This is a genomic window from Actinocatenispora thailandica (genome assembly GCF_016865425.1).
Taxonomy (GTDB): Bacteria; Actinomycetota; Actinomycetes; order Mycobacteriales; family Micromonosporaceae; genus Actinocatenispora; species Actinocatenispora thailandica.
This window is the reverse complement of the sequence record NZ_AP023355.1, coordinates 1,894,782-1,908,569: the sequence shown is the minus strand read 5'-3', so window position 1 is coordinate 1,908,569 and position 13,788 is coordinate 1,894,782. Positions and strand designations below refer to the sequence as shown.

Genomic DNA, 13,788 nt, shown 5'->3' with positions numbered 1-13,788 from the left:
GCGATCGATGTCGATCCGCTGCCAGACCTGCCAGCATCCGGATCTCGACCACTTCGACGGTGTCTGCTGGCACAGCTCACCCGAGGACCACTGCTGCGAGATCCCGGACCTCGGCACCCCGCAGTGCCGGTGCGAGGACTACCGGCCGCCCTCGGCCCCGCCGGCGGATCCGAACCCGGCGCCGGGGCGGGCGGTGTGCGTCGTGCCGCGGCCGACCGGCGGTCGGCCGCTGCCCGGGCCGCTCTCCCGGCCCCGGTCGGCTCGCCCGGCCGGGGCGCCGGCGCGGCATCGGGTCGAGCGCCCCGGAGCTGCCGAGAACCGCCAGGGCCCCGATCGCCGGTTCCCGGTGCATCCGGGCCGGTGAGTCGCGGCGACCGGTGAGCCGGGCCACATCCGGGCAGCCGGTCGGATACTCCAGCAACCCGCCGCCCGCCGCGCTGGTCGTCCGGGACGCGGCGGCGACCACGGCACACACGCTGCTGGGCGCGACGAAGATCACCCGCTGGCCGCCCGACGGCGGTGTGGCGACGCGCCGCCAGGCCGCGTGACAACCAGGGACGAGTCGGACGTCTCATCGAGTTCTCATGGTGGCCGGCGAGGATGCGCGGGCTGTTTGCATCGACTTGTGAGGAGGTTCCCGTGTTCGGGAAGATCGCCGGGCTGCCCGCCCACGTCCTGCTGGTCCACGTGGTCGTGGTGCTGGTGCCACTGACGGCGCTGGCCGCGGTGGCGTGCGTGGTGTGGCCGGCACTGCGGCGGCGGATCGGCGTACTGCTGCCGATCCTGGCGCTGGTCGCCCTGGTGGCGGTACCGCTGACCACCCAGGCCGGTGAGTGGCTGGAACACCGGGTACCGGAAACCGCCGCGCTGCACGCACACACCCGGCTCGGCGACAGCCTGCTGCCCTGGGCCGGCGGGCTGTTCCTGATGTGCGCGGTGATCTGGCTCGTCCACCGGCTGCCCGCCTCACCGCTCGCCGACGGCCGGACGGTCAGCGGCGGCGGAACTATGCTGCGGGTCGTGCTGATCGTACTCACCGTCGTGCTGGCGGCCGGCAGCGTGACGCAGACCTACCGCATCGGCGACTCCGGGGCACGGGCCGCCTGGCAGGGCCGGTTCGCGTCGAACGCCGCGCCGCACGGCGACCGGGACGACTAGGCTTTCCGCGTGGTCATCGGGGTGGCCGACGACGAGCCGGCGGTCCGCGACGCGCTGGTCCGGGCGCTGCGCTTCGAAGGGTACGAGGTGTGCACCGCCGCCGACGGCGCCGCGGCGCTGCGACTGTTCGTCGAGCACGACGTGGAACTGCTCGTGCTCGACGTCCGGATGCCCGGCATGGACGGCCTCGACGCCTGCCGGGCGCTGCGCGCCGCGGGCAACCCGGTGCCGGTGCTGATGTTGACCGCGGCGGACGCGGTGCAGGACCGGGTGGCGGGTCTCGACGCCGGCGCCGACGACTACCTGGCGAAGCCGTTCGCGCTGCCCGAGCTGCTGGCCCGGATCCGGGCGTTGTTGCGCCGCGCCGCGCCCGCCGCACCGGAGGTCCTCGGATACGACGACCTGCGGCTGGACACCGCCACCCGGGAGGTACGGCGGGGTGATCGGCTGCTGCGGCTGACCCGCACCGAGTTCAGCATCCTGGAGATGTTCCTGCGTCACCCGCGGCAGGTGCTGTACCGGTCGACGGTGGTCCAGGCGATCTGGGGCGGTGACGTGTCACCGACGTCCAACAGCCTGGACGTCTACGTCGGGTACCTGCGGCGAAAGCTGGAGGCGGGCGGTGAGCCGCGGCTGCTGCACACCGCCCGCGGCATCGGCTACGTCCTGCGGGCCACGCCGCTGTGAACCGGTGGCGCGGTCTGACGTTGCGCGTCCGATTGACGTTGATCGCGGCCGCGGCGGTCGCGGTGGCGGTCGTCGGGGTCTCGGTGGTGGCGTTCGTCGCGGTCGGCCACCAGGTCGGCGCGTCGGTCGACCTGACGCTGCGCCGGGACGCCGAGACGGTGGCGGCCGCGCCGGACCAGTGGGCGCACCGCACCGTGGTGGACGGCGACGACGGCGCCCGCGGCGACCCCGATCACGACCACGACCTCAGCCCGCGGGTGCAGGTACTGGACTCGGCCGGGCGGCCGACCACCTCGACCGGGCTGCCGGTGACCGCGCGGGCGCGGGCGATCGCCGCCGGGCAGGGCCGGGAGGCGTTCGAGCAGGTGCAGGTGCATGGCACCGAGTACCGGATGCTCACCCGGCGGTCGGCCGACGGTGGCGCCGTGCAGGTCGCGGTGTCGCTGCACGGGGCGCACGAGACGATGACCGGGGTCGGGCTGGCGATCCTGGTCGTCGGGATCGTCGGCGTCGCCGCCGCGGCGGCGCTCGGTGCGTTCGTCGCCCGGGCCGGGCTGCGGCCGGTCGACCGGCTCACCGCGGCGGTGGAGCACGTCACCGTGACCGCCGATCTGGAGGCCGGGATCGACGTGTCCGGCCGCGACGAGATCGGCCGGCTCGCCACCGCGTTCAACACGATGCTCGCCGCGCTGCGTTCGTCCCGGGCGGCACAGCGGCTGCTGGTCGAGGATGCCGGCCACGAGCTGCGTACCCCGTTGACCAGCCTGCGGACCAACATCCAGTTGCTGATCCGGGCCGACCGGCAGCGGGAGCGGCAGCTGTCCGACGCCGATCGCGGACGGTTGCTCGCCGATCTCGACGCGCAGACCGCCGAGCTGACCCGGCTGGTCGGTGAGCTCGTCGACCTGGCCCGCGACGACCATGGCGCGGAGCTGGTCGAGACGGTCGACCTGGCTGAGCTGATCGACCTCGCGGTGCAGCGGCTGCCCGCCGGGACACCCGTCGACACCGAGTACCAGCGCGTGTCGGTACCGGGCCGGGCCACCTCGCTGACCCGAATGGTCGCGAACCTGCTCGACAACGCCGTCAAGTGGAGCCCGCCGGGCGCGCCGGTGACGGTAGGGTTGCGCGCGGCCGCCGGGCCGGACGGTGCGCCGGGCGCGGAGCTGTCGGTCGCCGATCGAGGCCCCGGGGTGGCGGAGGCGGACGTACCGCACATCTTCGAGCGATTCCACCGCGCGCCGACGGCACGCTCGGTGCCCGGTTCGGGCCTGGGTCTGGCGATCGTCGCGCAGGCCGTCGCCCTGCACGCCGGTACCGTCCGGGTCGAGCCGGTACGCCCCACCGGCGCCCGCTTCGTCGTCTGGCTCCCCGCCGCACCGGCCGGTTCCTGAGGCGGCGGGCGGGCGCCCCGGGCGGTGGGACGTCGGTTCCGGGCGCTGGGACGTCGGTTCCGGGCGCTGGGACGTCGGTTCGGACGCTGGGGGCGGCGGTTCCGAGCCGGGCACGCGCCGGGTGATGCCCGTCGCGGTCTCATCGTTGGTTCATGAAGTGGTGTCACGGTGGGCGTGGGTCGGGGACAGCCCGACCCGGAACGGGTGAACCGGGCGACCTTTCAGCCAGCTCTCAGGTTGGCGACAGGTCGCTCTGGGTGTCCGGACCGACGCTTGCAGTACGACCAGCCGAAGGGGGCGCCATGGACACCGACCCGAACGCACGGTTGTGGCGGGGACGTCGCAGGCTGCGGCGAGTCACCGGCGGACTGGCCGTCGGCGCCGCGGCGGTGGCCGCCGCGTTCGCCGGCGTGTTCGCCAGCGGCGTGACGCACACCACGACATCGTCCGGTACCACGCAGTCTTCCGGCAGCTCGACCGGTGCCGGCTCGGACGACCAGGGCACCGGAGCCGGCACGGGCTCCGACGATGGCGCCGGTACCGGCTCGGACGACCACCGGGACGGGAACCAGCTGACGCCGCCGACCCAGGCACCCACGTCCTCGTCGGGCAACTCGGCACCGAACGCGCGGTCCGGTGCGTCATGACACCGACCGCCCGGTTCCCGCGCTGGGGTGGCACCGTCGTGGTCGCCACCGTCGACCGCGCCGCACTGTCCGGCGCGGTGCGGACGACCCGCACCGTGCTGTCCACTGTGGACCGCGCGGCCAGCCGGTTCCGGCCCGACTCGGAGGTACGGCGGGTCGAGGCCGCCGGTGACTGGCGACCGGTCGGCGCCGTACTGGCCGAGCTGGTCACCGCGGCACTGCGGGTGGCGGCGGCCACCGACGGGCTCGTCGACCCGACCGTGTCGGTTGCCGACCTCGGGTACGACCGGGACATCGCGGCGCTGCCGCCGGAGGTACCGGCCCGGCCGGTGCGGCCGGCGCCCGGCTGGACCCGGATCGGTTGGCGCCCGGCGGAACGGTTGCTGCGGCTGCCACCCGGCGTCCGGCTCGACCTCGGCGCGACGGCGAAGGCGTTGACCGCGGACCGGGCGGCCGAGCGCGCCGCCCGGCGGTACGGCAGCGGGACGCTCGTCGCGGTCGGGGGTGACGTGTCGGTCGCCGGCGGCGGGCCGGTCGACGGCTGGCGCGTCGCGGTCGGCGACGACCACGAGCGCCCCGCCCACGGCGACCCGGTGGTGGCGATCACCGGCGGCGGCCTCGCCACCTCGGGGGTGACGCGGCGGCGCTGGCAGCGCGACGGGGTCACGGTGCACCACATCGTCGACCCGCGTACCGGTCGCTGCGCGGCGCCCTGCTGGCGCACCGTCACCGTCGCCGCGGGCAGCTGCCTGGACGCCAACGCCGCCAGTACCGCCGCGATCGTCCGCGGCGCCGGTGCCGCCGGCTGGCTTGCCGAGCAGACGTTGCCGGCCCGGCTGGTCGATCTCGACGGCCGGGTCACCACGGTGGCGGGGTGGCCGGCATGACCGCGCTCTGGTACGCGGCACGCGGCACCGGTGTGGTGGCGTTGCTGCTGCTGACCGCCACCATGGTGCTGGGCCTGCTCGGGTCGATGCGGTCGGGGTCGGTGAACTGGCCGCGGTTCGTGGTCGGTGGGCTGCACCGCAACCTGTCCCTGCTGGCGGTCTCGTTCGTCGGGGTACACGTGGCGAGCAGCGTCGTCGACACCTACGCGGGGATCGGCTGGTGGGACGCCGTCCTCCCGTTCGGCTCCGTGTACCGGCCGTTCTGGTTGGGCCTCGGCGCCGTCGCGTTCGACCTGATGCTGGCGCTGATCGTGACGAGCCTGCTGCGCGGCCGGATCCGGTACCGGTGGTGGCGCGCGGTGCACTGGCTCAGCTACGCGTGTTGGCCGTTCGCGATCGTGCACGCCTGGGGCACCGGCACCGACGCCGGTGGCGGCTGGGTGCTGGCGTTGACCCTCGGCTGCCTGGCGGCGGTCGCGGCGGTGGGCGTCACCCGCCTGGTGGTCGCCCCGAAGCGCCGGATGCCGTGACGTACCACCGATGCCGGGACGGCTGGAGGTCTCGATGACCAGTACGACACCGATCGCCGCCACCGCGCGGCTGCTCCCCACCCGTGGGGTGCAGCTGGGGCGGGGCGCCCGGATGCCGTTGGCGGCGGCCGGCCTGGCCGAACACCGGGCCAGGTACGGTGCGGTGCCGGCGATCCGCGACGCGCGCGAGCTGGCCGCGGTGGTCGACGCGGCGGGGGTGCGCGGTCGTGGCGGGGCCGGCTTCCCGACCGCCCGCAAGATCACCGCGGTCGCCGCCGGCCGGCGCCGGCCGATCGTGGTGGTGAACGCCTGCGAGTCGGAGCCGGCCAGCAACAAGGATGCCGTGCTGCTGCGCGGCGCGACGCATCTGGTACTGGACGGGGCGCTCATCGCGGCCCGCGCGCTGCGCGCGCCGACCGTCGTGGTGTGCCTGCACCGCGGTGATCCCGTTACCGCGCAGCTGAGTGCGGCGATGGCGGAGCGGGGCGGCGACGGCGTCGACTGGCGGCTGGCCGAAGTGCCCCGCCGCTACGTGGCGAGCGAGGCGTCGGCGCTGGCCCGGTTCCTGACCGACGGCGAGGCCCGCCCCACCGCCCGGCCGCCGCGCCCCGAGCAGCGCGGGGTGCGTGGCCGGCCGACGCTGATCGACAACGCGGAAACGCTGGCGCAGTTGGCACTCGCGGTCCGGTACGGGCCGGACTGGTACCGGGCCGTGGGCACCCGCAGCGACCCCGGCACCGCGCTGGTGACCGTCAGCGGCTGCGTCGCGCGGCCCGGCGTGTACGAGATCGAGCTGGGTGCACCGCTCTCCGCAGCGATCGGTGCCGCTGGCGGCCCGGCCGCACCGATCGGCGGCACCCTGGTGGGCGGCTACGGCGGCACCTGGGTACGTGATCCGGGGTTGCCGCTGAGCCACGACCCGGCCGGGCCGGACGGCACCACGATCGGCGCCGGCGCGATCGTCGCGCTGCCGGCCGACGCCTGCGGCGTCACCGAGACCGCCCGGGTGCTGCGCTTCCTGGCCGGCGAGTCGGCCGGCCAGTGCGGGCCGTGCGCGTTCGGCCTGCCCGCGGTGGCCGACGACGTGGCGCGGCTCGCCGCCGGGCGGGTGGACGCCGACCTCGCGGCCCGGCTGACCCGCCGGTTGCGGCAGGTGAACGGCCGCGGCGCCTGCGCGCATCCGACCGGGGCGGTACGGCTCGCGCGGTCGATGCTGCGGGCGTTCGCCGACGACCTCCGCGCCCACCAGGCCGGCCGCCCGTGCCCACCGCGACCGCCGGTGCTGCCGATACCGGCGCCGACCATGATGGAGCGGACATGGCAGTGAACAACCGGGACAGGCCGCATCCGCCGGGCAGCCCGCGGGCGCGGGGCACCGCCCCGCTGCCCGACGCCCGCCGGGGCCGGGCCGCCGTCACCGGCGCCCGGGGTGCCCACGCGCCCAGGGATCCGGCGCTGCGGGTCGATCCGATCGGCTGCCAGGCGCACGGCCTGTGCGCCGAGTTGCTCCCCGGCTACGTGACGCTCGACGAGTGGGGGTACCCGATCGTGCCGGCCGGACCGGTACCGCCGCAGCTGCGGGCCGCTGCCCGCGCCGCGGTCCGGGAGTGCCCCACCCTCGCCCTGCGCCTCGCCACCGAGTAGTCGCCGGCTCGACGTCGGCAGCGGCGCCGGACCGGTCCGGTGGCGCGGTGTCGCCAGGAGCCGGCCGGGGACGGTCAGGCGCGCAGGATCCTGGCCATCGCCTTGCCCCTGGCGAGTTCGTCGACGAGCTTGTCCAGGTACCGGATCTCGCGCATCACCGGTTCGTCGATGTCCTCCACCCGGACGCCGCAGACCACGCCCGTGATCAGGGAGCGCGCCGGGTTGGGCCGGGGCGCCTCGGCGAAGAACGTCTCGAAGTCGACCTCCCTGGTCAGCTGCGCGTCCAGGCCGGCCTGGTCGTATCCGGTCAGCCAGCGAATGATCTCGTCGACCTCGGCCTTGCGTCGCCCCTTCCGTTCCGCCTTGGTCACGTAGTGCGGGTAGACGCTGGCCACACTCGTCGTGTAGATGCGATGTCCGGGCACGACGCCTCCTTGCCGTGAGCGTGTCCTCCGGACATCCCACCACATCGGCGCTCGGGCAGGGTCGACCACGCTGCCTTGACAGATGTCTAATCAAGGGGCACTCTCTGATTAGACAGACATCAATTCAGAGACGAGGTACCGACCATGACTCCGCAGCAGACCACCGGAGACGCCCTGCGCGACGAGGTGCGCGCCCGCTACGCCGCGGCCGCCCGAAGGATCACCGCCGCGGCGCCGGCCGCCGGCTGTTGCGGCAGCACCGACAACGCGGCGGTGCTGGCCACCATCGAGGCCAACAGCGACTGCTGCGGTGCGGCCCCCGGCGGCACCGTCGAGACCGAGCCGTTCGGTGCCGCGCGGTACGACCAGGCGGACCGCGACCAGCTTCCCGCCGACGCGGTGACCGCCTCGCTCGGTTGCGGCAACCCGCTCGCGGTGGCCGACCTCAACGAGGGCGAGACGGTCCTCGACCTCGGATCCGGCGGCGGGATCGACGTGCTGCTGTCCGCGAAGCGCGTCGGCCCCACCGGCAAGGCGTACGGGCTGGACATGACCGACGACATGCTCCAGCTGGCCCGCCGCAACGCCGAGCAGGCCGGCGCCGACAACGTCGAGTTCCTCCGGGGCGAGATCGAGCGCATCCCGCTGCCGGACGAGACCGTGGACGTGATCATCTCCAACTGCGTGATCAACCTGTCCACCGACAAGCCGGCGGTGCTCGCCGAGGCGTTCCGGGTCCTCAAGCCGGGCGGCCGGATCGGCGTGTCCGACGTCGTCGCCGAGGACCGGCTGAGCCCCGCCGAGCGCGCCGAGCGCGGCCAGTGGGTCGGCTGCATCGCCGGCGCGCTGTCGGTCACCGAGTACCACGACGGGCTCACCGCCGCCGGATTCACCGGCATCGAGATCACCCCGACCCAGCAGGCGGCCGACGGCATGCACGCCGCGATCGTCCGCGCCACCAAGCCCGCCTGACCGGCCCGGCCGGCGAGATCGGGCCGGTCAGGGGCGCAGCGGCACCGACGCCCACAGGTCGGTGGGTCGGGGCGACCCGCCGGCCGGCTCGGTGGAGATCGCGAACGTCCGGGCGGCCCGGACACCGGTCAGCACCCGGCTGGCGGCGGCGGCACCGACCGGCAGGACACCGGCGTCGCGCGGCGTGCCGGCGACGACCAACCACAGCTGGTAGGTCCGCCGGCCGGACAGCGCCGGCAACCCGGCGAGGCTCACCACGGCGAGGTCCCGCCGCCGGGACAGCACCAGCCGCCCGCGCGCGCCGCCCGGCAGTGTCGCCGGCACCAGCGCGGCGTCGGGCGCGGACAGGATGCTGTCGATCCGCCGCTGCCGGGCCTGCGCGGCAGCGGCGGTGCGCCGGGCGTCGTCGATCCGACCCTGCTGCACCGCGTACGTGCCGAGCACCGCGGCCAGCACCAGCACCACCGCGGCCGCCGCGGCGCCGGCCCAGCGCCACCGCGGGCGACCGACCGGCCGGCGGTCGCGCGCCGCCGGCGGCTCCTGCCGGGTGTGTCGCACCTCGGCCAGCACCGCGTCGCGCAACCGGGACGGCGGTACCGCCGTCGCGGCGTCGGCCAACCGTGCCGCGGTGCCGCGCAGCTCGGCGACCTCCGCGGCGCAGGTCGGGCACTCGTCCAGGTGCGCCCGCACCACCGCGCGGTCCGCCTCGTCCAGCGCATCCAGGACGTACGGACCGATCAGGGTGTGCGCCGGATCGTCCCGGCCGGGGTGCTGGCGGCCGGTCATCGTCGACTCACCTCCAGACAGTCCCGCAACCGGATCAGCGCGTCGCGCATCCGGCTCTTGACGGTCGGCAGCGCCACGTCGAGGCTCTCGGCGACCTCACGGTAGGTGCGACCACCGTAGTAGGCAAGATCGATCGCCTGACGCTGCACGGCGGTGAGGGTACCCAGGCACCGGCGCACCCGCTGGTACTCCAGCCGCGCCGCGACGGTGTCCAGCACATCGTCGACCACGCCGCCGCCGGGCGGCCCGCCCGCCCGACGCTCGCGATCGCGTCGCGCCTCGGCGCTGCGTACCCGGTCGACCGCCCGACGGTGGGTCACGGTCAGCACCCAGACCAGCCCGGAACCGCGCTCGGGCCGGTAGCGGGCCGCCGTGCGCCAGATCTCCAGCAGCACCTCCTGGCAGACCTCCTCGGCCTGCGCAGGGTCCCGGACCAGCCGCAGGCAGAGCCCGTACACCCGGGGAGCGACCGCGTCGTACAGGTCGCCGAACGCCCGCTCGTCCCCGCGCGCGGTGCGCACCAGCAGCGTCCCCACCTCGTCGCGCGGGCGCGCCGGCGGAGCAGCCTCGGCGGCCGCTTCGCCGGCACCGTCGCGTCTGCGCTGCACCACACCTCCCCCGCGACGAACATCCCCCCGATGCTAGGGCTGTCCACGCAGCTCCGTCGGTGCCAGCCGGAGCTGCGCGGCCACCCGGGACCGTCTCTCCCCCGGCGGCGCTCACCCGGTGAGCGGCACCGAAGCCCAGATGTGCGTCGGTGTCGGCGATCCACCGGCCGGCTCGGTGGAGATGGCGAACGCCGTCGCCGGCGCGATCCCCGACAGCACCCGGGTGGTCGACCGGGAGCCGACGTCGAGCGCCCCGGCCGACGCCGGGCGGCCGGTGCCGGGCACCAGCCACAGCTGGTACGTGTGCCCGCCGGGCAGCGCCGGCAGCCCGGTCAGGGTGACCACGGCGCGGTCCGCGCCCCGGGACACGACCAACCGGCCCCGCGCACCGTCCGGCAGCGCGGCCGGTACCAGTTCGGCGTCCGGCGCGGCGAGCACCGCGGCCACGTCCCGCTGCTGGCTCTGCGCCACCGCGTTCTGCTGCCGGGCCCGCGCCACCCGGCTCTGCTGGACGCCGTAGGTCACCAGCACGGCGAACACCACCAGCAACACCACCGCGGCGACCGCGTCCCAACCATGCCAGGCGATGCGGTGCGCGGTGGGCTCGCCGCGCGCGGGCGGCGGTTCCTGCCGGGTCCGGCGCGCCTCGGCCAGTACCCGCTGCCGCAACCGATCCGGTGGGGTGCGGGTGGCCGAGTCGGCCAGCCGGGCGGCGGTGGCAGTCAACTCCGCGATCTCGGTGTCGCAGGTGGTGCAGTGCAGCCGGTGCCGTTCCACCGCGCGGCGTTCCGGGTCGGTGACCCCGTCCAGGACGTACGCGCCGACCAGCGCGTGCACGTCGTCGGTGGGTCGTCGCCGGATCAGCCGCCCGGGGTTCATCGGGCCACCGCCAGGCAGTCGCGGAGCCGGATCAGCGCGTCGCGCATCCTGCTCTTGACGGTCGGCAGCGGCACGGCGAGCAGCTCCGCCACCTCGCGGTAGGTCCGACCGTGGTAGTAGGCCAGCGTCACCGCCTCCCGCTGCAGCTCGGTCAGCGCCCGCAGACAGCGGCGGACCTGCTGATGCTCCATCCGGATCGTCACCTGCTCCGCCACCTCGTCGCCGCTCTCCGGTGCGGCGGTCGCCGCCGCCCGCTCCTCCCGGTCGGTACGGGCCTGCGCGCTGCGGACCCGGTCGACCGCGCGCCGGTGCGCCACCGTCAGTACCCAGACCAGACCGGTGCCGCGATCCGGCCGGTACCGCGCGGCGCGCCGCCACACCTCCAACAGGACCTCCTGACTGACCTCCTCGGCCTGCCCCGGATCGCGCAACACCCGCACGCACAGCCCGTACACCCGCGGCGCGACCTGCTCGTACAGGTCGGCGAAGGCCGGCTCGTCGCCGCGCGCGGTGCGCACCAGCAGCGCGCCGACCGGGTCCTCGCCGTCCGTCGCCTGCGGTACCGGCCGCCCGCCGCCGAACCGAACTCTCTCCCGTACCACGAGACCTCCCGCTCGTTGCCGACTGGTGTTCGGCGCCGCAGCCGCCCCGGATGGGTCCCGGCTGGGTGGTCGGGCCCCCACCCGACTCGTTCACCGGCACGGTGGGCGGCGACCCATCCGGACCGCCCGGTGCCACGAATCCCGTCCGTTCCACGCAGACGTTCCACGACAGTTCCGACCGAGACGAGGTTCGATCATGGGTAGGAAGCATCTGGTGGCGGCGGTGGGTCTGACCGCCGCGTTGGCGTTGCCGCTGGCGGCGTGCGGCAGCAACGACTCCGGCGGCAGCGGCTCGTCGAGCACGCCGTCCGCCGCGGCGACGAGTACGAAACCGGCCGAGCCGGCGTCGAAGCCGTTCGGTGCCGCGTGTTCGAAGATCCCCACCGACCCGTCGAACCCGGGCAGCACCGCCGCGATGGCGAAGGTACCGGTGGCCACCGCGGCGAGCGGCAACCCGCTGCTGTCCACCCTGGTGTCGCTGGTGAAGAAGGAGAAGCTGGTCGACACGCTCAACGGGGCGCCGAAGCTGACGGTGTTCGCCCCGGTGAACGACGCGTTCGCGAAGATCCCGAAGTCGACCATGAGCAAGCTGACCGACCAGCAGATCGTCTCGATCCTCAAGCTGCACGTGGTAGGCGAGCGCCTCGGCCCGGACCAGCTGACCGGCAGCCACAAGACGCTCAACGGCGCGTCGCTGACGGTCTCCGGCAGCGGCGACTCGTTCACCGTCCAGGGCCCCGGCAACAAGACACCCGCCAACGTGGTGTGCGGCAACGTGCAGACCGCCAACGCGACCGTGTACCTGGTCGACACGGTACTGATGCCGGCGATGTCCTGACCCCCACCAGGCTCGTCGGTGGCGGGCGGGGGTGCGCCGGCCGCGCCTCCGCCCGTCCGGTCACTCGTCGGTACGGGGAGGGCGCATGTTCGGCTGGAGCAGGGTACGGGCCGCGGCCCGGCGGTTCGGTCTCGGGGCGGTACTGGGGCTGGTGAGTGCGGTGCTGGCGCTCGGCGTCGGCCGGCTGGCGGCCGCGTTCGTCCGGCCCGAGTCGGCGCCGGTGATCGCGGTGGGCAACCGGTTCATCCTGCTGACGCCGGAATCGTTGAAGGACTTCGCGATCCGCACGTTCGGCCAGCAGGACAAGACCGCGTTGCTGGTGGGCATCCACCTGGTTCTCGCCGGCTACGCGATCGTCGTCGGGGTGGCCGGGCTGCGTCGCCGGTGGCTCGGCGTGGCCGGGGTGGCGGCGTTCGGCGCCGTGGGGGTGCTCGCCGCGGTCACCGGGAACGCGGCGGGGCCGCTGGACGCGGTCCCGTCGGTCCTCGCCGCGGCAGCCGGCATCGCCGGCTTCCTGCTGCTGCGACGGCTGCTGCGACGCCCGCTCCCGGTGGCCGGCGACGGTACCGGCCGATCGGGCGGCACCGATCCGGATGAGGCGACCGCCGGTGGAACCGGCACGCCCGGCACCGACCGCCGAGCGGTGCTGCAGGCCGCCGGCGGTGCGGCCGGCCTGGTCGTCCTGGGCGGTGCCGCCGGTACCGCCGGCGCGACGCTGCAGGACCGCCGGTACTCCGCCGCGTCGTCCCGCTCCGCGGTCCGCATCCCGGCACCGGCCGAGCGGGCGAAGCCGGTCCCGGCCGGGACAGAGCTGTCGGTGCCGGGGATCAGCCCGTGGCGGACGGCCAACGCGGACTTCTACCGGGTGGACACCGCGCTGGCGCTGCCGCAGGTACCGGCCGACTCCTGGCAGCTGCGGGTGCACGGCATGGTGGATCACCCGCTGACCCTCTCGTACCAGGATCTGCTGCGCCGGCCGCTGATCGAGCGCGACATCACGCTCAGCTGCGTGTCCAACGAAGTCGGCGGCCACCTCGCCGGCAACGCGCGCTGGATCGGCGCCCGACTCGCCGAACTGCTGCGCGAGGCGGGCGTGCAGCGCGGTGCCAGCCAGCTGGTGTCCCGCTCCGCCGACGGCATGACCATCGGTACCCCGGTCGAGACGGTCCTGGACGGCCGGGACGCGCTGCTCGCCGTCGCGATGAACGGCGAGCCGCTACCGATCGCGCACGGCTTCCCGGTGCGGATGCTGGTGCCCGGCCTCTACGGGTACGTGTCGGCCTGCAAGTGGCTGGTCGACCTGGAACTGACCACCTTCCGCGCCTACGACCCGTACTGGGTGCGGCGCAAGTGGTCCCGGTTCGGCCCGGTCCGGACCGCTTCCCGGATCGACACTCCCAAGCCGTTCGGGCAGGTGGCGCCCGGCACGGTCACCGTCGCCGGGGTGGCGTGGGCGCAGCACCGCGGCATCGCCGGGGTCGAGGTGCGCATCGACGACGGCCCCTGGCAGCGCGCGCGTCTCGCCCGGACCGTGGACGACGACGTGTGGCGACAGTGGTCGTTGCGCTGGCAGGGCGCCACCACCGGCGACCACCAGCTGACCGTACGGGCCACCGACGGGACCGGGGCCACCCAGCCGCAGACCCGGCGGACGCCGTTCCCTCGCGGCGCGACCGGCTGGCACAGCATTGCCGTCACCGTGACCGGCTGACCGACCCGGGCCGACCGACG

The 13,788-nt window shown here is 75.0% G+C and carries 18 protein-coding genes; 13 read left to right on the top strand and 5 right to left on the bottom strand.

The genetic code is table 11. The annotated features are described in order from the left end of the window. Positions 1-7 precede the first annotated feature (7 nt). The 10 genes from Athai_RS08395 to Athai_RS08350 all read left to right on the top strand — a co-directional run bounded on the left by Athai_RS08395 (position 8) and on the right by Athai_RS08350 (position 6,947). Complete coding sequence (locus Athai_RS08395; RefSeq protein ID WP_203960959.1) at positions 8-364, top strand: hypothetical protein; 357 nt, start codon at positions 8-10, stop codon at positions 362-364. Positions 365-377: 13 nt separating this feature from the next. Beyond that, entirely contained in the window at positions 378-548 is a 171-nt protein-coding gene (locus tag Athai_RS08390) for a hypothetical protein (RefSeq protein ID WP_203960958.1), read from the top strand. Between the two features lie 91 nt (positions 549-639). Next, positions 640-1,158: a DUF2231 domain-containing protein gene (locus Athai_RS08385; protein WP_203960957.1), complete on the top strand. Its 519-nt coding sequence runs from the start codon at positions 640-642 to the stop codon at positions 1,156-1,158. Positions 1,159-1,167: 9 nt separating this feature from the next. Beyond that, positions 1,168-1,845, top strand: a complete 678-nt coding sequence (locus Athai_RS08380; RefSeq protein WP_203960956.1) for a response regulator transcription factor — start codon at positions 1,168-1,170, stop codon at positions 1,843-1,845. 32 nt (positions 1,846-1,877) lie between these two features. Continuing rightward, positions 1,878-3,239 (top strand): HAMP domain-containing sensor histidine kinase, encoded by a 1,362-nt coding sequence (locus Athai_RS08375; RefSeq protein ID WP_203960955.1) that lies wholly within the window; start codon positions 1,878-1,880, stop codon positions 3,237-3,239. A gap of 302 nt (positions 3,240-3,541) precedes the next feature. Next, positions 3,542-3,886, top strand: coding sequence for a hypothetical protein (locus Athai_RS08370; RefSeq protein ID WP_203960954.1), 345 nt, complete (start codon positions 3,542-3,544; stop codon positions 3,884-3,886). Further along, entirely contained in the window at positions 3,883-4,773 is an 891-nt protein-coding gene (locus tag Athai_RS08365; protein WP_203960953.1) for an FAD:protein FMN transferase, read from the top strand. Before Athai_RS08370 ends, Athai_RS08365 begins: the two co-directional genes overlap by 4 nt. After that, on the top strand, positions 4,770-5,303 hold the full coding sequence (locus Athai_RS08360; RefSeq protein WP_203960952.1) for a ferric reductase-like transmembrane domain-containing protein: 534 nt from the start codon (positions 4,770-4,772) through the stop codon (positions 5,301-5,303). The genes Athai_RS08365 and Athai_RS08360 overlap by 4 nt, the downstream gene beginning before the upstream one ends. Positions 5,304-5,337: 34 nt before the next feature. Continuing rightward, positions 5,338-6,630 (top strand): NADH-ubiquinone oxidoreductase-F iron-sulfur binding region domain-containing protein, encoded by a 1,293-nt coding sequence (locus tag Athai_RS08355; RefSeq protein WP_203960951.1) that lies wholly within the window; start codon positions 5,338-5,340, stop codon positions 6,628-6,630. Then, positions 6,621-6,947, top strand: coding sequence for a ferredoxin (locus Athai_RS08350; protein ID WP_203960950.1), 327 nt, complete (start codon positions 6,621-6,623; stop codon positions 6,945-6,947). Before Athai_RS08355 ends, Athai_RS08350 begins: the two co-directional genes overlap by 10 nt. 74 nt (positions 6,948-7,021) lie before the next feature. Here Athai_RS08350 and Athai_RS08345 read toward each other — a convergent pair whose 3' ends face one another. After that, positions 7,022-7,372, bottom strand: a complete 351-nt coding sequence (locus Athai_RS08345) for a DUF2200 domain-containing protein (RefSeq protein ID WP_203960949.1) — start codon at positions 7,370-7,372, stop codon at positions 7,022-7,024. A gap of 144 nt (positions 7,373-7,516) precedes the next feature. Here Athai_RS08345 and arsM point away from each other — a divergent pair, with 144 nt between their 5' ends. After that, on the top strand, positions 7,517-8,344 hold the full coding sequence (arsM, locus tag Athai_RS08340) for an arsenite methyltransferase (protein ID WP_203960948.1): 828 nt from the start codon (positions 7,517-7,519) through the stop codon (positions 8,342-8,344). Between the two features lie 27 nt (positions 8,345-8,371). Here arsM and Athai_RS08335 read toward each other — a convergent pair whose 3' ends face one another. The 4 genes from Athai_RS08335 to sigK (Athai_RS08320) all read right to left on the bottom strand — a co-directional run bounded on the left by Athai_RS08335 (position 8,372) and on the right by sigK (Athai_RS08320) (position 11,219). Next, positions 8,372-9,130 carry an anti-sigma factor gene (locus Athai_RS08335; protein WP_203960947.1) on the bottom strand — a complete coding sequence of 253 codons (759 nt, stop codon included), beginning with the start codon at positions 9,128-9,130 and terminating at the stop codon, positions 8,372-8,374. Next, a complete protein-coding gene (gene sigK / locus Athai_RS08330) occupies positions 9,127-9,738 on the bottom strand; it encodes an ECF RNA polymerase sigma factor SigK (protein ID WP_203960946.1) in 612 nt (203 codons plus the stop codon). The genes Athai_RS08335 and sigK (Athai_RS08330) overlap by 4 nt, the downstream gene beginning before the upstream one ends. A 111-nt stretch (positions 9,739-9,849) precedes the next feature. Then, positions 9,850-10,617 (bottom strand): anti-sigma factor, encoded by a 768-nt coding sequence (locus Athai_RS08325; RefSeq protein WP_203960945.1) that lies wholly within the window; start codon positions 10,615-10,617, stop codon positions 9,850-9,852. Beyond that, positions 10,614-11,219 (bottom strand): ECF RNA polymerase sigma factor SigK, encoded by a 606-nt coding sequence (gene sigK / locus Athai_RS08320; protein ID WP_203960944.1) that lies wholly within the window; start codon positions 11,217-11,219, stop codon positions 10,614-10,616. Before sigK (Athai_RS08320) ends, Athai_RS08325 begins: the two co-directional genes overlap by 4 nt. Positions 11,220-11,415: 196 nt before the next feature. Between sigK (Athai_RS08320) and Athai_RS08315 the strand changes: the two genes are divergently transcribed. Continuing rightward, positions 11,416-12,057, top strand: a complete 642-nt coding sequence (locus Athai_RS08315) for a fasciclin domain-containing protein (protein WP_203960943.1) — start codon at positions 11,416-11,418, stop codon at positions 12,055-12,057. A gap of 85 nt (positions 12,058-12,142) precedes the next feature. Beyond that, the gene (locus Athai_RS08310; protein WP_203960942.1) at positions 12,143-13,768 is read left to right on the top strand and encodes a molybdopterin-dependent oxidoreductase; all 1,626 of its coding nucleotides are present in this window, start codon (positions 12,143-12,145) and stop codon (positions 13,766-13,768) included. Positions 13,769-13,788: the final 20 nt, after the last annotated feature.